This is a genomic window from Aquimixticola soesokkakensis (assembly GCF_900172375.1).
Classification (GTDB): domain Bacteria; phylum Pseudomonadota; class Alphaproteobacteria; order Rhodobacterales; family Rhodobacteraceae; genus Aquimixticola; species Aquimixticola soesokkakensis.
Window position 1 is genome coordinate 82987 of record NZ_FWFS01000001.1, and the last position, 23099, is coordinate 106085.

Below are 23099 nucleotides of genomic sequence, written 5' to 3' on the forward strand. Positions count from 1 at the left end.
TTACCCCGCCAACAGCGGATCAAGCTTGCCCGCCTCGTCCAGCGCATAGAGATCATCGCAGCCGCCGACATGGGCGTCACCGATGAAAATCTGCGGCACGGTGCGCACGCCGTTGGCCCGTTTGGTCATGGCGACCCGCAGGTCGGGGTCGGCAGAAACGTCGATTTCGCTGAATTCGACGCCCTTCTTGGCCAAAAGACGTTTCGCAGCCACGCAATAGGGGCAGGTCGGCGTGGTATAAAGAGTGACAGTTTGCATGTTCATATCCTTGTTGCCATCCGCCGCAGTGCGGATCGCCTTGCGCGCAACTATAGGACTTCAGGCGTCCTTCGCAACGCGCGCCAGCACAACAATATCGACACGCGCGGCCCCGCCTTCCAGGCAGACCTGCGTTGCCGCCTCCAAAGTGGCCCCCGAGGTCAAAACATCATCGACCAGCAAAACCGAACGCCCCTTGAGCAGCGCCTTGCGTTTGGGGTGAGCAATGAAGGCACCGCTGACGTTGGTAAAGCGGTCCTGCGCAGACATCCCGTGCATCACCGCCGTGGCACGCGGGCGCTGCAACAGATCGGGACAGAATTGCGCCGCCTCCAGACGGGCCACCTGCTGCGCAAGCAAAGCCGATTGGTTGTAGCCACGCTGTGCAAACCGCACCCAGTGAAGTGGCACGGGCGCCACAAGCGTATCGGGCCGGATCAGCGGTTTGGCCGCGCGGGTCAGCCAGACTCCCGCAGGCACGGCCAGATCCATCCGGTCGCCATGTTTGAGCCGCAGCACCATTTGCCGTCCCAAATCACGGTAGACCAGCGCAGCCCGCCCCCGGCCCCAGTTGCGCGGCGTCTGCAGGCAGGCGTCGCATAGATCCCCCGCGCGGGCCTCCCCGACCAAGGGCACGCCACAGCCCTCACACACCATCCCGTTCACAAAGGGCATCTGCGCCCAACACGCGCCGCAAAGCGCATTGTCTTGCGCGACCACCGCGTCACAGGCAACACAAGCGGGCGGGTAAATAAGTCGCATGAGGGAGGTCAGGCCAAAGCTTTGCATTCCCGCGCTCCTCCTCCTAGATAGGGGGCAAGATGCGACGATGACGCCCCTGCCCTAGCCGATACCTGTGCCATTATGACAACGCGCCCCCCTGACCTGACTGATCGCCCGCGGCTGGAACATGCCCGCAACCGCGCCCGAAAGCGCGGCCTTGCGCTGTTTTTGCACGAGGAGGCGCGCACCGAGGTCGAGGATCGCCTCATGATGGTTAACAAAGCGTTTACCGATGTCGCCATCGTCACCGGTTTTCCCGAAGCATGGCGCGAAAGCTTCCCGAATGCGGTGATTGTCCCCGACGAGGACCATCTGGCGCTGGCGCAGGGACAATTCGATCTGGTGATCCATGCCCTCAGCCTGCATTGGGCAAACGATCCCGTTGGCCAGCTGGTGCAAGCGCGCCGCGCTCTGCGCCCGGACGGTCTGTTGATCGCGGCCTGTTTTGGCGGGCAAACGCTTCACGAGCTGCGCAGCACTCTTGCAGAAACAGAGGTGGCCATCAGCGGCGGGCTTTCGCCGCGCGTTGTGCCGATGGGCGAAATTCGCGACCTTGGCGGCTTGTTGCAGCGTGCGGGCTTTGCCTTGCCCGTGGCTGATCTGTCGCCGCGCAACGTTTCCTATGCCTCGCTGTTCGATCTGATGCGCGACCTGCGCGCGATGGGGGAAACCAATGCGCTGGCGGCCCGCCTGCGCCGCGCGACGCCACGTGCCCTTTTTGCGCAGGCCGCCGCCCTCTACCAAAGCCGCTTCCCCGCGCCAAGCAATCCGGCGCGCATCGCGGCAACCTTTGATCTGGTGTTTCTCACGGCTTGGGCGCCCGACGAGAGCCAGCAAAAACCTCTGCGGCCGGGATCGGCGCAGGCGCGCCTCGCGGATGCACTTGGCACCCGCGAGTTGACCTTGCCCAAAAGTGATCCAAATACCCGCCAAACCCCGTAACAACGCCCACATGCGACGCAAAAGACCGAGGACAACCATGCCCACCACGCCGCCCAAACGCCTCGACTCATCTGCCCTTGATGCGACTTGCCCAGCGCATGCGGCTGATGACCACCCGCGCGTTCCAAAGCAAAAAATCGGGGTTCTTCTGGCAAACCTCGGCACACCCGACGGCACGGATTACTGGTCCATGCGCCGGTATCTTAGCGAATTCCTGTCCGACAAACGGGTGATCGACTATCCCGCGTGGAAATGGCAACCGATTCTGCAAGGCATCATCCTGTCGATCCGCCCGCAAAAATCGGGCAAAGCCTATGCGTCGATCTGGAACAACGAGGCCAACGAAAGCCCGCTTGCCACAATCACGAAAGACCAGACCGCCGCCTTGAGCACCAAGCTGAACGCGGCCTATGGCGGCAAAGTGATGGTTGATTACTGCATGCGTTACGGCAATCCGTCGACCAAATCGAAGGTGCGCAAGATGGTGGAACAGGGCTGCACCAAGATCCTGTTTTTCCCGCTCTATCCGCAATACGCGGGGGCCACGATCGCCACCGCAAACGATGCGTTTTTCCGCGCGCTGATGGACGAAAGCTGGCAACCTGCCGCGCGCACCGTTGCGCCGTATTTTGACGATGCGCAATATATCGACGCGCTGGCGCAAAGCGTCGAGCAGGCCTATGCAAAAACGGCGGATAAACCCGACATTCTGGTGTGTTCCTACCACGGTCTGCCGGAGCGGTATTTGCTGGAAAACGGTGATCCCTATCACTGCCAATGTCACAAAACCACACGTCTTCTCAAAGAACGCCTTGGCTGGGACAACAGCCAGATCATCACGACCTTCCAGTCGAAATTCGGCCCCGAGGACTGGCTTCAGCCCTACACCGTCGAAGAGGTCGCGCGTCAAGCTCAAGCGGGCAACAAGAAGATTGCCGTGATCGCCCCCGCCTTTTCTGCCGATTGCATCGAGACCCTCGAAGAAATCAACGAGGAAATCCGCGAAAGCTTCGAGCACGCGGGCGGCACCCAGTTCACCTATGTGCCCTGCCTCAACGACACCCCCGCCCATATCGACGCCCTGGCGCGGATCATCGACGACAATCTGCGCGGCTGGATCTAGGCCACGGGCCGCAATCCCCCGCAATTCCATAGAAAAAGAGCGGTGTCTTGCGGCACCGCTCTTTTCGATCTTGTCGCTGGAAAGCGTGGCTTAGTTCGACATTGCCGCGGCAACGAGGGCCACGATCAACAGCGGAACAACATAGCCACCTGCGGACGAGGCGGCCGTTTCTTCGATGATAACCGGAGCTTCCATGACAGGTGCTTCATAGCCACCAGCAAAGGCGGACGATGCGGCAACCGAGAACAGAGCGGCGGCGGCGAGCTTTTTCATAATAGTCCTCCAAGACACCCGCACTCGTACGATTCGAGGCGGAAAATGATGAGTTCGTACGATTTTATATGAGCCAGCGAAAAATAATTGCAAACATTTGCACGGGTTTTAGGCGCAACTGCACAGAGGTTGTCGTCAAATTAGCAACACTTGTGTGCCCACTTTGGCCAATCCGAAAAGCTGCGCGATATGCTCGTTATAGAGTCCGATACAGCCGTTGGACGACCGACGCCCGATCTTGCGCGTGTCATGGGTGCCGTGGATTCGGTAATATTGCCAGCTCAGGTAAAGCGCGTGTGTGCCCAACGGATTGTTGGGGCCGGGGCCGACGAATTCCGGCCATTCGGGATTGCGAATGCGCATCGCCGGTGTGGGCGACCAGCTTGGGCCTTCGACCTTGCGGATGATTTCCGTGCGCCCGCGCCGCGTCAGATCATCCGTCAACGGCACAGAGGTCGGGAACAATTTGTAGGTCAGCCCGTCCTCGGACCAGTAGTGCAGCGCGCGCGAGGTGATATCGACCAGCACGGCCCCGTTTTTGAGCGAGCTGAAATAGGGCTGCCATTCGAGCGAGCGAAAGGACGAAATGTTGTGCCGGATCGTCGCGTTCAATTCGGAGTCCATCTCGGTGGAATTGGCGGCGGTGGTTTCGCCGCTGACCTGCGCCAAGGCGGGCGTCGCCAGACCAACACCGGTCAGGGTTGTCGCAGCCAGAAAGGCGCGGCGGTCGAGGGATTTGGGCGCAGGTGCCATTGCGGTAACTCCGATGTAAACTCAGATCACAGATACGTCAGCCTTTACTCCCTTGCAGACCCTCTCGCAAATCAAACTAACGTCAATCCGGCAATTGTGATCCCGATCCCATTTGCTCCGCCGCCACTTTCGCGCTAGGCAAATGGGAAAGTTTTGTCCAAAGGACCCAAGATGACGCGTTTTTCCTATCTGCTTTCGGTTGGCCTCTTGGCGCTTGCGGCCTGTGGCACACCCTCGGCCCCTCTCGTTGGCACCGACGGCAAGCCCCTGCCCAGACTCTACAAAATCAATGATCGTGATTCTGCTGCGATCGAATACCGGATGCTCGATTCGGTGAACGTGTTGCGCCAGTCGGCAGGTGCGCCCCCCGTGCAACTGAACGCGCAACTGAACGCCGCCGCCGCGACCCATTCGCGCGATATGTCGGTGCAAAACCGTCCATGGCACTTTGGCTCTGACGGCTCGTCGCCCATCGATCGCGTGCGCCGCGCAGGCTATGCGGGTGTGATGCTGGGCGAAAATATTTCCGAAACCTACGAGACCGAACTGGAAACGCTATCGGCTTGGATGCAAGCGCCCGATACGCGCTCGATCATCCTGGATCGCAACGCAACCGACCTTGGCTTTGCGTGGTATCAAGAAGCCAGCGGCAAAATCTGGTGGACGCTCGTTCTGGGTGGCCCCTCCGGCGTGACGCAAACCATGGCCCTCGCGCAATAAGCGAAGCCGCTCAAAGCCTCAAAAAAGGGGCCAATCGGCCCCTTTTCGTTTTGCAAGCTACGGCCAGATGTCGATCTGCACGCCCAAAGGCACCATCGCATAGATTTCCTCGATCTCCGCATCGGTCACGGCGATACAGCCCGCTGTCCAGTCGTTGCCCAAACCCAGATGTTTGTTGGCTTGGCCGTGGATGAAAATATCCCCGCCCGGATTTTGACCGAGCGCTGCTGCGCGGGCCACGTCTTCCTTGTTGGGATACGAAATCCCGATCGACAGGTGATAGGCAGAATTGGGATTGCGCCGGTCGATGAAATAGCTGCCCTCGGGCGTTTTGCCATCGCCGACGAACTGCTTGGCGCCCACAGGATTGCCACCCAGACCGATCTTGTATTCCTTGATCACCTCGGCCCCGTGCAGGATGTAAAGCCGACGCTTTTCCTTGTAGATCACCAACCGTGTGACCTGAGGCCCGTAGTAGGGTTTGATCCGCCGCCCACATGCCGAAAGCGCAGCAAGGGCGATCCCCGCAAGAAAGGTCCGTTTGTTCAACATGAAACACTGCCCGTGTTATGACGCCCATTCGGGCTTTGTAGCTCTATACCTCAAATCGGGGCGCTGACGGAAGGAAAACTCTCGCCCCCCGTTCACAGCCTTGTGAACGTCGCTGCCGCCTCGATATGCGGGGACCAGCGGAATTGATCGACGACGATCAGATCCGAGATGCTGTAGCCCGCGTCGATCAGGATCTTGCTGTCGCGCGCGAAGGTCACGGGATTGCAGGACACGGACACGACTTTGGACACCTTGCTGTGCGCCAGCTCTTCGACCTGCGCTTCGCATCCCGCGCGCGGCGGATCAAGAACCACGGCGTTGAATTTATCCAGCTCATCGGGCAGCAGCGGGCGGCGGAACAGATCGCGCGCCTCTGTGGTGACCAGCTTGAGGCCCGGCGCGGCACGCCAACCGCGATCCAGCGCGCTCAACATCGCGGCCTCGCTTTCGACCGCGTGGATTTCGGCGCCCTCGGCCAGAGGCAGGGAAAATGTGCCGCATCCCGCAAACAGATCGGCGATCTTTTTGGATTTGCCCACGGCCTGCCGCACATAGGCCAGCAAAGCCGCCTCGCCCTCATGTGTCGCCTGCAAGAACGCGCCCGCAGGCGGGATCACCGTTGCACGGCCAAACCGCTGGATCGGCGCGTCCTGCGCGATTTGCTCGCCATCCCAATACAGACGCGTAAGGCCGAATGTTCCCACCACTTCCGACAGACCGATGCGCAGCGCCTGATCCAGGGGCTTGCCACCGCGCACAGCCACATCAGCCCCGCGTTCGGTTTCAATCACGGCAAGCGACATTTCCGCCTTGCGCGATGCCCCTGCGGCCACCAGCGCCTCAAGGGCTGGCAAGGCGGCCATGATTGCGGGCGACATGATGCGGCAATCGGGAACCTCCACGATCGTGCCGGACGCACGGCCATGCAGACCAACCAGCACGCCTTTTTTCGTGCGCCGACCGGAAAACACCGCCCGCCGGCGCGACCGCTCTGGCGAGGTGTCGATGCGCGCCACCGCGATGTCGATCCCATGCGCCGAAAGGGCCGCGCGCACCACATCGGATTTCCAGCTGGCGACAAACGGATCGGAGGCATGCTGCAACGAACAGCCCCCGCAGGCGCGAAAATGCCGACACGGCGCGCTGACGCGATCTTCGGAGGGGCGCAGAATCCGCGGAGTCTCCATGCGATCGCCGGTGACCTCGCCCGCGACCAATTCGCCCGGAAGCGTGAGCGGCACAAACACCGGACCTTTCGCAATCCCGTCGCCCAAATGGCCCAGCCGTTCGATCACCAATTCGCTCATTCTGCTGCCTTTTCCTCTGCCGCATCCAATCCGATGAAACCGCCGGACTGGCGTTTCCAGTAGCGGGCGTAGACGCCATCCAGCGCCAAAAGCTCCGCGTGACTGCCCTGCTCTGCGATCCGGCCACGCTCCAGCACGATGATGCGATCCATCTGGATCAGCGTCGACAAGCGGTGCGCGATGGCCAGAACGGTTTTGCCCTGCATCGCCGTCTCAAGCGCGGTCTGTATCTCTGCCTCCACCTCGCTGTCCAGCGCTGACGTTGCCTCGTCGAGCACCAAAATCGGCGCATCCTTGATAAAGGCGCGCGCGATGGCGATGCGCTGGCGCTGGCCGCCGGACAATTTCACCCCCCGCTCCCCCAGCCGCGCCTCATAGCCCAAGCGTCCGCGGTGATCCTCAAGCTCGAGAATAAAATCATGCGCCTCGGCCTGTTTGGCGGCTGCGATAATGCGCGCCTCATCCGCATCCGGCTGCCCGTAGGCGATATTCTCGCGCGCGGTGCGGTTGAACATTGCCGTCTCCTGCGTGACCATCGCGATGGACTGGCGCAGGCTTTCCTGTGTCACGTGACGGATGTCCTGCCCGCCGATGCGAATCACCCCGTTTTCAGGATCGTAGAGACGCAGCAACAGCGCCACGAGGGTCGATTTCCCCGCACCGGAGGCGCCAACAATGCCGATCCGCTCGCCCGCTTTGATGTCGAGGTCGAGGGACTGGATGCCGCCGCTGTCCCGCCCGTAGGCAAAGCTCACGCCCTCAAAGCGGATGCTGTCGGCCCGTTTCAACGCCACGGCATCGGGCGCATCCACCAGCGCATGCGGCACGGCCAGCGTGTCCATACCGTTCTCGACCTCGCCGACAAAACCGGAGATTTGCATCAGCGTCCCCGAAAACCGGCCCGTGAGCTGCGCGATGCGGATGCCGACCGCGCCCGCCGTCGCCACCGCGCCCGCCGTTGCACCGCCCTGCACCCAGACGATGACCGTGCCAAGCACCAGCACGACCGGCAAAATCCCCGCCAGCGACATCAAAAGAAACCGGAAAATCGCGGTGGTTTTTCCGAAATCCACCGCACTGAGGCGAAATTTCTCCATGGATTGAAGGGCCGTGCGATCCTCGAACGCGTCATGAGCGAACAATTTGACCGTTTTGATATTGGTGATCGTATCGACCACCACTCCCGAAATAACCGACCGCGTTTCGGCCCGCGCTTCGGCACGGACCCGAATGCGCGGCAGAAAATAGCGGATCAAAAACACATAGGCGATCAGCCAGATCACCAGCACCGCCGTGATCCGCCCGTCAATCGCCGCGATCAACCCGATGGAGCCAAGCACCGTGGACACGACAAAAACAATGGTTCCCGTGCCTTCGCTACAAATCTCGGTCATCGCGCGGGCAACCTGCATCTGTTTTTGACTGATGCGTCCGGCAAAATCATTGTCGAAGAACGGCACCGATTGCCCCAGGGTGTAGCGGTGCAGCCGCGACAGCACCAAGGGCATCAGATTGGGTTGCAGATACATCGACCCGACAGCGGCATCCCCCGCAATCACGAAGGGGCGCAACAGGATGTAAAACGCCAAAAATCCTGCCGCGACGCCCCAGTGGCTGGTGAAAATCGCAAGCGGACCCTGATCGCTCGCGACGTCGATGATGCGCCCCAAAAGATAGGCCGACAGCACTTCGACCAGCCCGACAGCGGCGGAGGTGGCAATCGACAAGCCCAAAAGCCGCCAGGCCCCCGCAAGGCACCATCTGAAAAACTTCAAAAGGCTGCGGGGCGGGGCGCCGATGGCAGGTTGATAGGGGTCAATAATCTGGAGGTCGGCCATAATTTTCATTCCAAGCGGGCTCTGTCACAAAGGTGCGATCAGAAGGCATCAAGAGAGCCGCATGGCAGATCAGGCGAGCAGCTGCCCTTTGGTAAGGGTGAAACTGCTTTTAATCCAAGCCATTTCAAGATCACGAAGCCGCGCGCCAATCGCAGCGCCGCTAAGAACAGGGTCTAAATCGGCGGCTTTGACCGGAAACCGGGAGGCAGCACCCAATGCAACTGCGTGCCTGTCCGCAGGCAGCGACGGAATTTCCAAAAGCGCACAGCGCAGGTCCAGCGCCACGCGCGCCTGCGCGGCCCCCAAGCGATAGCCCAACTCCCCCGCCGACATCGTGCCCACCGCCGCGTCGCGCAACATGTGCAACCGTTTGCTCTGCGCGCGGCTCAAACGCAACTGCGACACGTCACCGCCCAGCGCCGCCAGCCGCGCCACCGCATCCGGCTGCGACAGATGGCAAAAGCGAAAGAAGGCCTCCAGTGTTGCGCCTGCGAGGACCCGTGTCAAAACGCCGCTTTGCATCATCGCGCCCAGCGCGGTTTGAGGCTGGGGCGCCGCCAGAAGTTTCACAATCTCCGCTGTGACCCGCTCGCTCGAAAGCGTCTCCAACCCGGCGCTATGGGCCGCACAGGCTGCAAGCCCCTCGGCGTCAACGCCCTGCTGGGGGTCGCCATACCAGGCGAAAAACCGGAAAAACCGCAGGATGCGCAGATAGTCCTCGCGGATCCGCCCCGATGGATCGCCCACAAAGCGCACAATCCGCGCCTGCAGATCGTCCAATCCGCCAAGCGGGTCGATCACCTGCCCCTGTGCATCGGCATAAAGCGCGTTCATCGTGAAATCGCGCCGCATCGCGTCCTGCGCAAGACTGTCGCAAAAGGCCACGGTCGCACGCCGCCCGTCGGTATGCACGTCACGCCGGAAGGTGGTCACTTCAAAGGGCTGACCCTCGGAAACGACCGTCACCGTGCCGTGGTCAAGCCCCGTCGGGACGACTTTCAAACCCGCCTTTTGCGCAAGTTGGCACACGGTTTGCGGCACAAGAGACGTGGCAATATCAATATCGCTGACCGGCGCGCCAAGCAGCGCGTTTCGCACGCAGCCCCCGACGAAATAGGCCTGCCCCGCAGGTGCAAGCGCAGCCATCACCGCCATGCTGCGCGGATCGCGAATCCAGTCTGCCTCAATTCTGATCATGCGCGATCAGGTCTGCCAGCCCCTTCAGGATGCGCGCGGTCGCGCCCCAGATGTAATAGGGACCCCAAGGCACGGTGTAATATTCCCGCCGTTGCCCCCGCCACAGGCGGCCTTCGATGCGATAGTTGTCGAGATTGGCAAGATGGGCGAGCGGGACACGGAACACTTCTGCCACTTCCCCCACCTCGGCGCGGCTGTCAAACGCGTCTGCGATCCAGCCCACAACCGGCACCATCCGAAAGCCGGTCACGGTGACATGACTGGCGAGCGTGCCCAGAACTTCAACCTGTCCCAGCGGTAGGCCGATTTCCTCCCATGCCTCGCGCAAGGCAGCGGCGGTGGGGGTCGCGTCTTCGGGATCAACCTTGCCGCCGGGAAAGGCGATCTGACCGGGGTGGTGTTTCAAGGCAGAGGAGCGTTTCGTCAGGATCACGTCGATCCCATCCGCACCGGCAATCAGCGGCACCAGAACCGCCGCCGCGCGCAAATCGGTTTTGGGCGGCGAAACCGCAGGGTTCAGATCAAAATCGGTGGTCTGCGATCCGGCATGTGCAATGGCATGCCGGATCGCGCCAAGATCAACTGTCTGCGTCATCTCCGGCCTTATCCGTTTGGGCCTTATCCGTTTTGGCCTCGAAACCAAGCGTGGCAGGGTCGAAGGCGTAATGCGCGCCGCAGAATTGGCAATCTGCGGTGACCGTGCCTGCTTCGGTCGTCATCGTCTGGATGTCTTTTGCCGAATAGATCGAGAGGCTTTGCTGTACGCGATCCGACGAACAGGTGCATCCGAACTTCACCGGCTGCGCGTCAAACACCCGCGGCTCGTCTTCGTGGAACAGGCGCACCAACAGCTCGGTGGGCTGAACCAGCGGCCCGATCAATTCGAGTTCATCCACGGTATCAAGCAGCACATTGGCGCGGGTCCAACCTTCGGACTCATCGTCACTCAGGATATCCTCAGCCTTCAAAAGACCCTCGTCACCGCTCCCGCCGTCTTGGGCAAAGGGCGACGCCTTGGGCATTTTTTGCAGCATGACACCGCCCGCGCGCCAGCTTTCCGCGGCGCCTGCCAGTTGCGATTTTCCGAATGACAGCTCAAAACGCGTCGGCAGCTGTTCGGACTGGGCGAAATAGGTTTCAGCGCAGGCCGTCAATGAGCCGCCGGCAATCGGCGTGATGCCCTGATAGGGGGCGTTGCCAGCCCCTTGGTCGATCAAAACTGCGAAATACCCGTTGCCGATCTGCGGAAAGGCGTCACCGGTGGGATCAAGGCGCTCTTCGTCAAAAGAGGCATAGGCACGAATGCGGCCCACTTCACCTTCTTTTTGCGGCGCGTAATAGTCGGTTGCAATAAGACGCGCAGCACCACTGCCGCGCACTTGCAGCGACAATTTCCAGCGCAGCTTGATGCTTTGGCCGATCATGGCGGTGAGCAAAGCCATCTCTGCCACCAGCGCCTCGATGGCGGGTGGATAGTCATGTTGTTCGAGAACGCGGTCGAGCACCCCGTCAAGACGGGTGACGCGGCCGCGAATATCGGTACGGTCGAGTTGAAAAGGGAGGACCGTGTCGTCCCAGGCGATTTGAGAACCTAGCATTTGGGGGCTTCCTTGCGCGATGCGGTTTCGCTTATCGACCCCATATAGGAACTTGAACAGAATGCAAAAGGCCAAGCTATGATCCGACGTTACGGGGAGACCCCCAAAAAGGGCCAGATTTACGGACGCAGACCCGGTGCCTACGCCGTTTTACGCCGTGGACCTGACCTTTTGCTGACCTTTCAGGACGGGCCGACCCCCGAATTTCAACTGCCCGGCGGGGGCATCGATCAGGGCGAGCACATCCTGCCCGCCTTGCGTCGCGAAGTTTTTGAGGAAACCGGTTGGGCCATAGGCGCCGCGCAACGCCTTGCTGTGTTTCGCCGCTTTGCCTACCTGCCGGAATATGACCGCTTTGCCGAGAAGATTTGTCATATCTTCCTCGCCACGCCCGCCCTTCGGCGCGGTCCCCCCATCGAACCCCTGCATAGCGCGATCTGGGTGCCAATGGCGCAAGCTCCTGACCTGCTGGGGAATGATGGCGATCGGGCCGTGGTCGAAAATTACCTGAAATTTTGCGCGATTTGAGGCCTAGATCAGCGTCAGCCGACGCGGATATTCAAGCAGGATTGCGGAAATATCATCAGGGAAATCCTGATCTTGGGTGAAGGCGTTGAGATCCCAGATCAGGGTTTCAAAAAACGCCTCGCCACGTTGATGCCTGTTTTTGGAAATGATCGCGCGCAACCCCTCATCCCCCAGCATCCCGTCGTCTCCGTCGGGACACTCGGTGACGCCATCAGAAAGCAGGAACACCCGATCCCCTGCCGAAAGCTGGAAATGCACATCTTCATAGGTCGCATTGGGGATGAGCCCCACGGGTAGACCACCATCACCGAAAAATTCGATGTCGCCTGACGCGCGCTGACACACGGGATGGGGGTGGCCGCATTGGGTCATCACCATTTCGCCTGTTTTCAGGTTGAAATGCGCCAGGAGCATGGTGAAATACAGGTCGGTCTCCATCTCGTCCAGCATCAGCCGGTTCAATTGCGCCGCCACATCGCTGGGGGATTTCGGCACAACCTGCCCGTCTGCTGTCGCCGTCACGGCAAGATTCTGTTCGGGGGCGGTTCCGCTAAGATAGGCCGCCAATCGCGCAGTCATCAGCGCAGAGGCAATGCCGTGCCCCGAAACGTCGATTGAAAAGACGCCGATCTGGTCTTCGTTGATCGGAAACGTGCCGACAAGATCGCCCCCCACATGACCGCAGGGCCGCAGCAACAAGGACACGGTCGCGGCCCCGAAATCGTGAAACCGCTCGCGCACCAGCGATTGCTGCAATTTGCGCGCCTCGACCAAGTCGCGATCAAGCGATTCGTAGAGGGTGGATATTTCCTGCAGGGTCGAGGTGACGAGGCGGTTTTTTTCCGTCAGCTCGCGCTCCATCCGCAAGATGCGCTCTCCGGCGCGGATGCGGGCCAAAAGCTCATCACCCGCCACCGGTTTCGTGAGGAAATCATCGGCCCCGATATCCAGCCCGTGCGCCACCTCGCCTTTCTCGTTTTTCGAGGTCAGCAAAATGAAATACCCGTAGTTTTCGCGATCCAAGTCCCTGAATTCCTGGCAAAATTCCAGACCATCCATCCCCGGCATCATCCAATCGGAAACGACAAGATCAATCTCATGTGTGCGGCAGAGTTCCAGGGCCTCGACGCCTGACCCCGCCTCCACAACACTATAGCCCCAGCGACTAAGGTAAGACGACAGAATCCGGCGCTGTGCCCGACTGTCATCCACAACCAGCACAGATTTCACGACACTAAACTCTGTCGTCACCACCTCACGTGGCTTTGTATTCAGGATAACCGGCACTCAAAACTCCAGCTCGGGGATTCCGCGCATTTCCTTACCCTAGGCCCAGCCAACTTAATGCCAGCTTAAACGTAGAATTTTCAGGAAATTCGCCCCCGCGCTTAGGGGTTCTTAACGAAGTTATTCGACAATGTTTTCAACGGAGGACAGGTCATGACAACAATTGACTGGCGCCAACTTGAACAGTTGCAATCAGAAGTCGGACAAGATGCCTTCCAAGAGGTCGTGGACCTATTTCTGGATGAGGTGGATGAGGTGATCGCGCGGCTTGACGCGGCGCAGCCCGCCCGCGCCCTTGAAGAAGATTTGCATTTTCTCAAAGGAAGTGCCCTGAACCTCGGGTTCAAAGTTCTGTCGACCCTGTGCCAGGCGGGTGAAAAACGCGCCGCACAAGGCCAGACGGCGGACATAGACCTTGGGGAAATTCGCGCGGCCTATCAAACGGGGCGCGACGAGCTTGTCGCGCATTCGGCGTCCGCGTTCTGACACGGCCACGCCGTCAGAGCACAAATTCCGCGATCGCCTTATCTGTCGTGATGTCGCGAAACTCCATATCTGACGCGGAGAGGCGCTCCAGAAAGCTTGCGAAATTCGCAGGGTCCTGGGTTTCGATGCCGATCAGGACCGACCCAAAGTTACGTGCCGATTTTTTGAGATACTCGAAACGCGCGATATCGTCTTGCGGGCCCAGCAGTTCCAGAAAGTCGCGCAGCGCACCGGGGCGCTGGGGCATCCGGATAATGAAATATTTTTTCAGCCCCAAATAGCGCTGCGAACGTTCTTTGACCTCTGGCAGGCGTTCAAAATCAAAATTTCCGCCCGACGTCACACAGACCACCCGCTTGCCGCGAATTTCCGGGCCAAGCTCTGCCAGCGCATCGACGGAGAGCGCGCCTGCGGGTTCCAAAACGATCCCCTCGACGTTGAGCATCTCCAGCATCGTGCCGCAAATGCGATCTTCGGGCGCCGCAAGCACCTGATCACGTTTGACATTTCGCAACAGCTCAAAGGGTTGCGCCCCGATGCGCGCCACAGCCGCCCCGTCAACAAAACTATCGACGCGCGGCAATGTAACGGGGGCACCCGCCGCGACCGCCCCCGCAAGCGACATACCGCCCAAGGGTTCGACGTAACGCAGCGCCACCTGCGGAGCGACCTGCGCAAGGTAGCGTGTCATCCCCGCCGACAGGCCGCCGCCGCCCACCGGCAGGATCACCATATCCGGCAGCTCGGGCATTTGCGCGACCATCTCCACCGCGACCGAGGCCTGCCCTTCGATGACATCCGCATCGTCAAAAGGAGACAGGAAATAACCCCCTTGGGCATCGCAATAGGCCTGCGACGAGGCCAGCGTGTCGTCGAAATAGTCCCCCACCAGTTCGATGCGGATCGCCTCGCCGCCAAAAACCTTGGTCTTGGCGATCTTTTGCTGGGGCGTGGTAACGGGCATGAAAATCACACCCTTCACCCCGAAATGCTTGCAGGCATAGGCGACGCCCTGCGCGTGATTGCCCGCAGAAGCACAAACAAACAGCTTTTGATCGGGAAACTCCGCCAGATATTTGCGCATCGCATTCATCGCGCCGCGAATTTTATAGGATCGCACCGGCGCAAGGTCTTCGCGTTTGAGCCAGATTTCCGCACCATATTTGGCGCTGAGATGCGCGTTCAGCTGACAGGGCGTTGGCGCGAAACTTGCGCGCAACGCGGCCTCTGCGGCTTCGGCGGCACATTTGAAATCAGACATTTGTGCCCCCTTCAATTTTGCGCCCTTCTACGACCATCCCGTAAATGGTGGTCAAAAGGCTGGCCCCGACCATCAAGGTAATCCAACCCGACACCAGCGCATAGACGACGCCGATCACACCCCCGCCAACGAACACGCCGATGGCTTGCAGGGGGATCAACATCATCAAGGCGATCAGCGTGGTTTGAAAAATAGAACTGGCGTAGGGCGCTGTCGCCGCCCAAGCCTGCCCGATACGTATCTCGCGCCCCATCGCGGCGGCCGGCAGGATTGGCGACAAGCGGTAAAAGACAAAGGACAGTGCCAATCCCATCACCACCAGCATCAGAACCGGCAAGAGGGCTCTGGGAACGAAGATGCCAAGCACCCCCACGGCCATCGAGGCCAAAAAGCCGACCCCAAGCAAAATAACGCCGATAATCAGACTTTTCCCCAAGTACGCGCCGATCCTTGCCCCCCGGAAACTGGGCAGCAAACCTGTCGCTGTCTCGCCGAGCAACACGAAGCGATGCCATTCCACCGCAACCCAAAGCCCCACCGCGAAGCTGGCCATGGTCAGAAATAGCGTTGCCAACAGGGTCGTCGGTTGCACCGTACCATTTTCCAGCTGCGCGACATCAACCGGACCGATTGCACCGGAAAACAGCACCTGAAGTGCGGTTATCCCAAGCCAGGGGAGCGCCGAAATCAACAGCGCATCATCAAGGTTTCCGACGACCTGCCGGATCGAATGCTGGACAATCGCCAGACCACTTGCACGCATGGTGCTGTCTCCAATGCTCAATCTCGCCTCCCACATAAGCTCTTTCACGGCAAACGGGAACCTCACAGCGTGCAAACCTTGCGGTTCGCGTGAAAAACCGATAATCGCGCCAGCAAACCGCCGAAAAGGGAAACACCATGTCAGCCGCTAAATTCGCGCCGAAAAAAGTCGTCCTCGCCTATTCGGGCGGCCTCGACACGTCGATCATCCTCAAATGGCTCCAGACCGAATACGGCTGTGAGGTCGTCACCTTCACCGCCGATCTCGGTCAGGGCGAAGAACTCGAGCCCGCCCGCGCCAAGGCCGAACTGATGGGCATCAAGCCCGAGAACATTTTTATCGAAGATGTGCGCGAAGAATTCGTGCGCGATTTCGTTTTCCCGATGTTCCGCGCCAATGCGCTGTATGAGGGGCTTTACCTGCTGGGCACCTCCATCGCGCGCCCGCTGATTTCCAAACGTCTTGTCGAAATCGCGGAAATGACCGGTGCCGACGCTGTGGCCCATGGGGCGACGGGCAAAGGCAACGATCAGGTCCGCTTTGAACTGGCCGCCTATGCGCTGAACCCCGAAATCAAGGTGATCGCGCCGTGGCGCGAGTGGGACCTGTCCTCGCGCACCAAACTTCTGGCCTTTGCCGAAGAAAACCAGATCCCCGTTGCCAAGGACAAACGCGGCGAGGCCCCCTTCTCGGTCGATGCCAACCTGCTGCATACCTCCTCGGAGGGCAAAGTGCTGGAAGACCCCGCGCAGATGGCACCCGATTACGTCTATCAGCGCACCGTCGCCCCCGAAGATGCGCCCAACGAGCCGGAATTCATCGAAATCGGCTTTGAAAAGGGCGATGCGGTGTCGATCAACGGCGAGGCCATGTCGCCCGCGACGATCCTCACCAAACTGAACGAGCTTGGCGGCAAGCACGGCTGTGGCCGTCTGGATTTCGTTGAAAACCGTTTCGTCGGCATGAAGTCGCGCGGCATCTACGAAACCCCCGGTGGTGCCGTGTTGCTGGAAGCCCACCGTGGCATCGAGCAGATCACGCTCGACAGTGGTGCGGGTCATTTGAAAGACAGCCTGATGCCGCGCTACGCCGAGCTGATCTACAACGGTTTCTGGTATTCGCCCGAGCGGGAAATGCTGCAAGCGGCGATCGACAAATCGCAAGAACACGTCACAGGGACGGTTCGCGTGAAACTCTACAAAGGTGCGGCCACCACCGTGGCGCGTTGGTCCGATCACTCGCTCTACTCCGAGGCCCATGTGACCTTTGAAGAAGATGCCGGTGCTTACGATCAAAAGGATGCCGCCGGTTTCATCCAGTTGAACGCGCTGCGCCTGAAACTTTTGGCCGCACGCAACCGCCGCTTCAAATAAGGCTCTAATCCAGCTCAAAATGGAAAAAGGGAGCGGTCCTGCGCTCCCTTTTTGTGTCTTGGGACTGAAATCCGTCTTAGGTCTGTGCGAAGGCGGCAACCTCATCGGCGGTCGGGATAACATCGCCCGTGCCACGGCGCGTGACTTTGAGGGCCGCCGCTTGCGTCGCGCGCAACAGCGCTGCGCGGACCTCCATTCCCTGATCGAGGCTCGCGACGAAATAGCCCAGAAAGGTGTCCCCCGCCGCCGTTGTATCAACCGGCGTGACTTTTGGCGCAGGGACAGCGATCTGCGCACCCGTTTCATTCGAACGCCACAAAGCGCCCTCCGCCCCTTTGGTGACAAGCAGTTCGGGCACCGGAATTTTATCCAGATCCGTCTCTAACGCAGCGCAAAGTTGAGCGGCCTCGACAGCATTCACCGCCAGCAGGGTGATATGGGGCAGGATAGCGCGCACAGCCCCCGCGTCGAAGGGCGCCGCAGAATAGACCACCCGCATACCCTTGTCGCGCGCCAGCTTTGCTGCAGCGACCTGAGCGTTGGTTTCATTCTGCAAGACAAGCACATCACTGCTTTCGGCCTGCTTCAACGCGCGCGCAACGGCATCTTCGGCCAAGGCCACATTCGCGCCGGCATCGATCACGATAGAGTTTTCCCCCGCAGGGTCGAGAAAGATAACCGCATGACCCGTGGGGGCGCCGCTGGCCGCGATCGCGCTGCACTCGACGCCGAAGCTCTCGATCTTTTCGCGCAGCCAAGCATCGCCCGCGCCAATAGCCCCGATGTGATGCACGACCGACCCAGCGCGCGCCACGGCGATGGATTGGTTCAGACCTTTGCCCCCCAGCCCCTCGGTATAGGTCGTGGTGGCCAGGGTTTCGCCGGCCTGCGGAAAATGCGGCAGGGCATAGAAACGGTCAATGTTGACTGACCCCAGATTATAAATCGCCATGCCCTGCTCTCCTGTTTTCAGTCTCTAACCTGGCCAAACTAGCTTGCTTGACCCACCCGACAGGCGGAAATCACCGCCATGTTCAATATGTCGTTCACCGTCGAGACAGTCGAACAGATCTGGATCGGCTTGTCGACGCCCGTCAGGATCGGACCGATCACGGTGGCCCCCGCCATTTCCTGCATCAACTTTACCGAAATAGACGCCGAATGGCGCGCGGGCACGACAAGGATGTTGGCAGGCGCTGTGAGGCGGCAGAAGGGATAGGCCTTCATCGCCGCAGCGTTGAGCGCTACATCAACGGCCATTTCGCCGTCATATTCGAAATCCACCCCGCGCGCGTCGAGCACTTTGGGGGCAAGATGCATCTTCGAGGCGCGCTCGGACACCGGATACCCGAAGGTCGAAAAGCTGACAAAGGCCACGCGCGGTTCGATACCCATTGCGCGTGCGACTTTGGCGGAATGTTCGGCGATATCGGCCAGATCTTCTTCCTCGGGCCATTCGTGCACCAGCGTATCGCTGATAAAAATGATCCGGCCGTTGAGCAACAAAGCGGTGACGCCAACCGCGCCGTCGGTGGCCTTGGCGTCAAACACCGTGTTGATCCGGTCGAGCACATGCGCCGACTTGCGCGTCGCCCCTGTCACCAAACCGTCCGCGTGCCCATGCGCCAGCATAAGGGCGGAAAACACATGTCGATCGCGTGCAGCAAGCCGGTGGATGTCTTTTTGATCCTGCCCAGAGCGCTGCAAGCGGTTGTAAAGATAGTCCTTATACAGATCCAAATGCGGGGTATTGGCCGCATTTACGATCTGCAATTCGGCGGCGGCTTCGGCCAGACCTTCGATCCTCAGCTTGGCTTTAACGTCCTCGTCGCGGCCCACGACCAGCGCACGACCATAGCCGCCACGCTGGTAGGCCACAGCCGCACGCAGCACACGGGGATCATCGCCCTCGGCAAAGACCATCGTCGCCTGCGCGGAACGCGCGCGCGCATACATGCCCTGCAACACCTGCTGCGTCGGGTCCATGCGGGCTTTCAGGTCATTGGTGTAGCCCTCCATATCCACGATCGGACGACGCGCAACGCCCGTGTCCATGCCCGCCTTCGCCACGGCGGGCGGGATGGTGTAGATCAGGCGCGGGTCGAAGGGAGTCGGAATGATGTAGTCGCGGCCAAAGGACAGTTTCTTGCCGTAAGCCAGCGCCACTTCGTCGGGCACATCCTCGCGCGCAAGTTCGGCCAGAGCGCGGGCGCAGGCGATCTTCATCTCGTCGTTGATCGCGCGCGCATGAATGTCGAGCGCCCCGCGGAAAAGATAGGGAAAGCCAAGCACGTTATTGACTTGATTGGGATAATCCGAACGCCCCGTGGCAACGATGGCGTCCTCGCGCACCGCATGGGCCTCTTCGGGGGTGATTTCGGGATCGGGGTTGGCCATCGCGAAAATAACCGGATTGGGCGCCATAGACGCGACCATTTCGGCGGTCACGGCACCCTTGGCGGACACGCCAAGGAACACATCCGCGCCCTGCATTGCCTCCTCCAGCGTCCGCGCGTCAGTGCGCGCCGCATGGGCCGATTTCCACTGGTTCATCCCTTCGGCGCGACCCTGATAGATCACGCCCTTGGTGTCACACATGATGCAGTTGTCGTGCTGGGCCCCCATCGCCTTGATCAACTCAAGACAGGCGATCCCCGCCGCCCCTGCCCCGTTCAACACGATGCGGCAATCCTCGATCTTTTTGCCGGACAGTTCGAGCGCGTTCATCAACCCGGCCGCACAAATCACCGCCGTGCCATGCTGGTCGTCGTGGAACACCGGAATGTCCATTTCTTCCTTCAGCCGCTGTTCAATGATGAAACATTCAGGCGCTTTGATATCTTCCAGATTGATGCCGCCAAAGGTCGGCCCCATCAATTTGACGGCCTGAATGATCTGTTCGGGGTCCTCGGTGTCGAGTTCGATGTCGATGGAATTCACATCGGCAAAGCGTTTGAACAAAACCGCCTTGCCCTCCATCACCGGTTTGGAGGCCAGCGCCCCAAGGTTCCCCAGACCCAGCACCGCCGTGCCGTTGGAAATCACCGCCACAAGGTTGCCCTTGTTGGTGTAATCATAGGCGGTCATCGGGCTGCGGTGGATTTCCTCGCAAGGCACCGCCACACCCGGCGAATAGGCAAGCGACAGGTCGCGCTGTGTGGACATCGGCACAGAGGGCGTGATGTCAAACTTGCCCGGGCTCGGGTGCAGGTGGAACGCGAGCGCTTCGTCGCGGGTGTGCTTGGGTTTCGTCATGTGAGTGGGCCTCCTCATCGCCGTTCAGGCTTCTTACCCAAGGGCATCGCGCCACTCAACCTCGACGATCCGCCACAAAGGCTTTGACCCTTTAAACCGCCCCCGCGGACCGTTACCTTGGGCGCAATCGACAAGGGGACTGATGTGACAACTGCCGCCGCCACTGTGACGCCGATGATGGCGCAATATCTCGACCTCAAAGCCCAGTATCGCGACGCGCTGCTGTTCTACCGGATGGGCGATTTTTACGAGATGTTCTTTGACGATGCCAAAGCCGCCGCCGAAGCGCTGGATATTTCTCTGACCAAGCGCGGCAAACACGACGGCAACGACATCCCGATGTGCGGCGTGCCTGTACATGCCGCCGAGGGCTATTTGCTGACGCTGATCCGCAAAGGCTTTCGCGTTGCGGTCTGCGAACAGATGGAAGACCCCGCAGAAGCCAAAAAGCGCGGATCGAAATCGGTGGTCAAACGCGATGTTGTGCGCCTTGTTACCCCCGGCACATTGACCGAAGACAGTCTGCTCGATGCACGCCGCCACAACTACCTCGCGGCCTTTGCCGAAGTGCGCGATGAAGCCGCCCTTGCGTGGGTGGATATTTCCACGGGCGCGTTTCACGTGATGCCCTGCCCGCCGGTGAAATTGGGGCCGGAACTGGCGCGCCTCAGCCCGCGTGAGGTGGTCATGTCCGAAGCCTCGGAAGCGGATTGGGCTGAAATAGTGTCTGATATGGGTTCTGCACTGACCCCTTTGTCCCGTGGCAGCTTTGACAGTCACGCCGCGGAACGTCGCTTGATTGATCTGTTCAAAATCGGCTCGCTCGACGCCTTTGGCAGCTTCACGCGGTCGGAAGTTGCCGCGATGGGCGCGATCATCGACTACCTCGACATCACCCAGAAAGGCAAATTGCCACTGGTGCGTCCGCCTGTGCGCGAAGGCGTGAACACGGTGATGCAAATCGACGCGGCAACGCGCCGCAATCTGGAACTGACGCATAGTTTGAATGGCGGTCGCGAAGGATCACTGCTGTCCGCCATCGACCGCACCGTGACCGCCGCCGGCGGGCGGCTTCTGGAGCGGCGCCTGTCGAGCCCCTCGCGCGATGTTTCCCTGATTGGCGAGCGTCTGGATGCCATCGAATGGTCGCTTGCCAATCGACGGGTCGCCGAAGATCTCCGCGACGCGCAGCGCCGTGTCCCGGACATGGAACGCGCCCTGTCACGGATCGGTCTAGAGCGTGGAGGGCCGCGCGATCTGGCAGCTATTCGCAACGGTCTGATCCAGTCGACGCAGATCCACGCGATGCTCGAAACAGTCTCTATTCCGGTGCAATTCGCGGTGAATGCCGCCAGTTTGAGGGGCCATGACGCCTTGATCGACCTGTTGGATGCCGCACTTGTGGCCGAGCCGCCGTTGCTGGCACGCGATGGGGGCTTCATCGCGCCGGAGTTCGACGAGGAGCTTGATCAAGCCCGCCAACTGCGCGACGAAGGCCGCGCGGTCATCGCCGCGATGCAGGCCGAGTTCATCACCCAAACCGGGATCAATTCACTGAAGATCAAGCACAACAATGTGCTGGGGTATTTCATCGAAACCACTGCGACTCACGCGGAAAAAATGCTCTCCGCGCCGCTGAGTGAGACCTTTATCCACCGCCAGACCACCGCCAATCAGGTGCGCTTTACCACTGTCGAGCTGTCGGAGATGGAAACGAAAATCCACAATGCCGGCGGGCGTGCCCTTGAGATCGAAAAGCGCCGGTTCGAGGAATTGCGCACCGCCATTCTCGCCCGCGCGTCTGAGGTGACCGAAACCTCCAAAGCGCTGGCCGAAATCGATCTGACCACCGCGCTTGCCGATCTGGCCAGTGCCGAGCAATGGGCGCGCCCACGCGTTGACGACAGCCGCGCTTTCGAGATCGAAAAGGGGCGGCATCCGGTCGTCGAGCGCGCCCTGCGTCGCCAGTCCGGCACGAATTTTGTCGCCAATGACTGCGCTCTGTCGGACGGGCATGACGGCGCTGCGATCTGGCTTTTGACAGGGCCCAACATGGCCGGTAAATCGACCTTCCTACGCCAGAATGCACTCATCGCGCTGCTCGCGCAGGTCGGCTCCTTTGTTCCTGCAAAATCTGCCCATATCGGAACCGTCAGCCAATTGTTCAGCCGCGTCGGTGCCTCCGACGATCTGGCGCGGGGGCGCTCGACCTTCATGGTTGAAATGGTTGAAACGGCAGCCATTTTGAACCAGTCCGACGACCGCGCCCTGGTTATTCTGGACGAAATCGGACGCGGCACTGCCACCTATGACGGTCTGTCCATTGCCTGGGCAACGCTGGAACATCTACATGATGTGAACAAATGCCGCGCGCTCTTTGCGACCCATTACCATGAATTGACACAGCTTTCCGACAAGCTGGCCGGCGCCGAAAACGCCACGGTCGCCGTCAAGGAATGGGACGGCGACGTGATTTTCCTGCATGAGGTCATCAAAGGTCGCGCGGATCGCTCATACGGGGTGCAAGTCGCGCGTCTGGCGGGCTTGCCAGCGGCGGTTGTGTCGCGCGCGCAGGTCGTTTTGGAGGCCCTGGAAAAAGGCCAATCCGAAACCAAAGCCAACCCCAAGGCCATCATCGACGATCTGCCGTTGTTTGCCGCCATCGCGCCGCAAGCGCCGGCCAAGCCGTCGATCACCGCGCCGCTGACAGAAAAACTCGCCGAGGTGTTCCCCGACGAGTTGACGCCCCGAGAGGCGCTACAAGTGCTCTACGAGCTGAAAGGCCTCGCGGACCGATAGGCG

Annotated in this window: 22 protein-coding genes; 7 read left to right on the forward strand and 15 right to left on the reverse strand. The window is 60.4% G+C overall.

What is annotated here, in order from left to right:
- Nucleotides 1-258 (reverse strand): glutaredoxin 3, encoded by a 258-nt coding sequence (grxC, locus tag AQS8620_RS00380; protein ID WP_085835328.1) that lies wholly within the window; start codon nt 256-258, stop codon nt 1-3.
- 60 nt (nt 259-318) lie between these two features.
- On the reverse strand, nt 319-1047 hold the full coding sequence (locus AQS8620_RS00385) for a ComF family protein (RefSeq protein ID WP_085834846.1): 729 nt from the start codon (nt 1045-1047) through the stop codon (nt 319-321).
- 75 nt (nt 1048-1122) lie between these two features.
- Here AQS8620_RS00385 and AQS8620_RS00390 point away from each other — a divergent pair, with 75 nt between their 5' ends.
- Together AQS8620_RS00390 and hemH are read left to right on the forward strand one after the other, a co-directional pair.
- Nucleotides 1123-1983, forward strand: coding sequence for a methyltransferase domain-containing protein (locus AQS8620_RS00390; protein ID WP_085834847.1), 861 nt, complete (start codon nt 1123-1125; stop codon nt 1981-1983).
- 37 nt (nt 1984-2020) lie between these two features.
- Entirely contained in the window at nt 2021-3106 is a 1086-nt protein-coding gene (hemH, locus tag AQS8620_RS00395) for a ferrochelatase (protein ID WP_085834848.1), read from the forward strand.
- Nucleotides 3107-3196: 90 nt separating this feature from the next.
- Here hemH and AQS8620_RS00400 read toward each other — a convergent pair whose 3' ends face one another.
- The gene (locus AQS8620_RS00400; RefSeq protein WP_085834849.1) at nt 3197-3379 is read right to left on the reverse strand and encodes a hypothetical protein; all 183 of its coding nucleotides are present in this window, start codon (nt 3377-3379) and stop codon (nt 3197-3199) included.
- A 135-nt stretch (nt 3380-3514) separates the two neighbouring features.
- Nucleotides 3515-4132, reverse strand: a complete 618-nt coding sequence (locus AQS8620_RS00405) for a L,D-transpeptidase (RefSeq protein ID WP_085834850.1) — start codon at nt 4130-4132, stop codon at nt 3515-3517.
- 171 nt (nt 4133-4303) lie between these two features.
- Between AQS8620_RS00405 and dalA the strand changes: the two genes are divergently transcribed.
- A complete protein-coding gene (dalA, locus tag AQS8620_RS00410) occupies nt 4304-4852 on the forward strand; it encodes a divisome-associated lipoprotein DalA (RefSeq protein WP_085834851.1) in 549 nt (182 codons plus the stop codon).
- A gap of 57 nt (nt 4853-4909) precedes the next feature.
- On the opposite strand, the gene AQS8620_RS00415 is transcribed toward dalA, so the two are convergent.
- The 6 genes from AQS8620_RS00415 to hslO form a co-directional block, all read right to left on the reverse strand.
- Nucleotides 4910-5404 carry a L,D-transpeptidase family protein gene (locus AQS8620_RS00415; protein ID WP_085834852.1) on the reverse strand — a complete coding sequence of 165 codons (495 nt, stop codon included), beginning with the start codon at nt 5402-5404 and terminating at the stop codon, nt 4910-4912.
- Between the two features lie 92 nt (nt 5405-5496).
- Nucleotides 5497-6711, reverse strand: coding sequence for a class I SAM-dependent RNA methyltransferase (locus tag AQS8620_RS00420; protein WP_085834853.1), 1215 nt, complete (start codon nt 6709-6711; stop codon nt 5497-5499).
- Nucleotides 6708-8558, reverse strand: a complete 1851-nt coding sequence (locus AQS8620_RS00425) for an ABC transporter ATP-binding protein (RefSeq protein WP_085834854.1) — start codon at nt 8556-8558, stop codon at nt 6708-6710. Before AQS8620_RS00425 ends, AQS8620_RS00420 begins: the two co-directional genes overlap by 4 nt.
- Before the next feature lie 60 nt (nt 8559-8618).
- Complete coding sequence (locus AQS8620_RS00430; RefSeq protein ID WP_085835329.1) at nt 8619-9743, reverse strand: CCA tRNA nucleotidyltransferase; 1125 nt, start codon at nt 9741-9743, stop codon at nt 8619-8621.
- Nucleotides 9733-10341: a CoA pyrophosphatase gene (locus AQS8620_RS00435; RefSeq protein ID WP_085834855.1), complete on the reverse strand. Its 609-nt coding sequence runs from the start codon at nt 10339-10341 to the stop codon at nt 9733-9735. The genes AQS8620_RS00430 and AQS8620_RS00435 overlap by 11 nt, the downstream gene beginning before the upstream one ends.
- Nucleotides 10325-11344: an Hsp33 family molecular chaperone HslO gene (gene hslO / locus AQS8620_RS00440; protein ID WP_085835330.1), complete on the reverse strand. Its 1020-nt coding sequence runs from the start codon at nt 11342-11344 to the stop codon at nt 10325-10327. Before hslO ends, AQS8620_RS00435 begins: the two co-directional genes overlap by 17 nt.
- A gap of 78 nt (nt 11345-11422) precedes the next feature.
- Between hslO and AQS8620_RS00445 the strand changes: the two genes are divergently transcribed.
- On the forward strand, nt 11423-11872 hold the full coding sequence (locus AQS8620_RS00445) for an NUDIX domain-containing protein (RefSeq protein WP_085834856.1): 450 nt from the start codon (nt 11423-11425) through the stop codon (nt 11870-11872).
- Nucleotides 11873-11875: 3 nt separating this feature from the next.
- On the opposite strand, the gene AQS8620_RS00450 is transcribed toward AQS8620_RS00445, so the two are convergent.
- Nucleotides 11876-13102: a PP2C family protein-serine/threonine phosphatase gene (locus tag AQS8620_RS00450; protein WP_085835331.1), complete on the reverse strand. Its 1227-nt coding sequence runs from the start codon at nt 13100-13102 to the stop codon at nt 11876-11878.
- A gap of 210 nt (nt 13103-13312) precedes the next feature.
- Between AQS8620_RS00450 and AQS8620_RS00455 the strand changes: the two genes are divergently transcribed.
- Nucleotides 13313-13645 carry an Hpt domain-containing protein gene (locus AQS8620_RS00455; protein WP_085834857.1) on the forward strand — a complete coding sequence of 111 codons (333 nt, stop codon included), beginning with the start codon at nt 13313-13315 and terminating at the stop codon, nt 13643-13645.
- A gap of 13 nt (nt 13646-13658) precedes the next feature.
- Here AQS8620_RS00455 and ilvA read toward each other — a convergent pair whose 3' ends face one another.
- Nucleotides 13659-14906 carry a threonine ammonia-lyase IlvA gene (gene ilvA / locus AQS8620_RS00460; protein WP_085834858.1) on the reverse strand — a complete coding sequence of 416 codons (1248 nt, stop codon included), beginning with the start codon at nt 14904-14906 and terminating at the stop codon, nt 13659-13661.
- Complete coding sequence (locus tag AQS8620_RS00465; protein ID WP_085834859.1) at nt 14899-15669, reverse strand: hypothetical protein; 771 nt, start codon at nt 15667-15669, stop codon at nt 14899-14901. Before AQS8620_RS00465 ends, ilvA begins: the two co-directional genes overlap by 8 nt.
- Before the next feature lie 137 nt (nt 15670-15806).
- Between AQS8620_RS00465 and AQS8620_RS00470 the strand changes: the two genes are divergently transcribed.
- Nucleotides 15807-17042 (forward strand): argininosuccinate synthase, encoded by a 1236-nt coding sequence (locus AQS8620_RS00470; RefSeq protein ID WP_085834860.1) that lies wholly within the window; start codon nt 15807-15809, stop codon nt 17040-17042.
- Nucleotides 17043-17118: 76 nt separating this feature from the next.
- Here AQS8620_RS00470 and AQS8620_RS00475 read toward each other — a convergent pair whose 3' ends face one another.
- Nucleotides 17119-17994: a ribokinase gene (locus AQS8620_RS00475; RefSeq protein WP_085834861.1), complete on the reverse strand. Its 876-nt coding sequence runs from the start codon at nt 17992-17994 to the stop codon at nt 17119-17121.
- A 38-nt stretch (nt 17995-18032) separates the two neighbouring features.
- Nucleotides 18033-20297 carry an NADP-dependent malic enzyme gene (locus AQS8620_RS00480; RefSeq protein ID WP_085834862.1) on the reverse strand — a complete coding sequence of 755 codons (2265 nt, stop codon included), beginning with the start codon at nt 20295-20297 and terminating at the stop codon, nt 18033-18035.
- Between the two features lie 174 nt (nt 20298-20471).
- On the opposite strand from AQS8620_RS00480, the gene mutS reads away from it, so the two are divergent.
- Nucleotides 20472-23096, forward strand: a complete 2625-nt coding sequence (gene mutS / locus AQS8620_RS00485) for a DNA mismatch repair protein MutS (protein ID WP_085835332.1) — start codon at nt 20472-20474, stop codon at nt 23094-23096.
- Nucleotides 23097-23099: the final 3 nt, after the last annotated feature.